Origin of the sequence: Flavobacterium jejuense, from assembly GCF_006491595.2 — a bacterium.
In the GTDB taxonomy this organism is placed as follows: domain Bacteria; phylum Bacteroidota; class Bacteroidia; order Flavobacteriales; family Flavobacteriaceae; genus Flavobacterium; species Flavobacterium jejuense.
In genome coordinates, this window is record NZ_VEVQ02000051.1 from 1 (window position 1) to 444 (window position 444).

The 444-nt window shown below is 37.2% G+C and carries 1 pseudogene; it reads right to left on the reverse strand.

The annotated features are described in order from the left end of the window. Positions 1-444 (reverse strand): annotated as a pseudogene (locus tag FIA58_RS21580) (type IV secretion protein Rhs); the annotation flags it as partial.

Here is a 444-nt window from a genome sequence, read left to right on the forward strand (position 1 = left end):
CATCCAGCCTACTGCAGTGGCACTACCATAAGGAGAAAATGCGGGTCCTGTTGCTACGGGTCTGTCTAGTTTGTCGTACACGATGAATTCCCATTGTTTGCCTGGTAGTTTTTTTTCTACTAGACGGTTGCGAGAATCGTATTTGTATTGGTACCCTAAATTATCTAAAGTCGTTTGAGAGGTATCTCCTTCTGCTAAAGGAGGCAATACGAAGGTTAGATTTCCAAATTGGTCATAGATATAATAGGTATCGTGTTTATCACTATTATTATAAGTTCTTTTTAACACTACTTGACCTTCTTTGTTTTTGAATTCTTCGGTAGTGTTGTTTACACCTGAGGTCCAGTTTTCATCTTTGGTGATGGTTTTGTATAACTCATTTTCAGCATAAGTCCCTAAATCATTGAGTACCGAATTGTATATTTTATTAGTTACATCTCCATT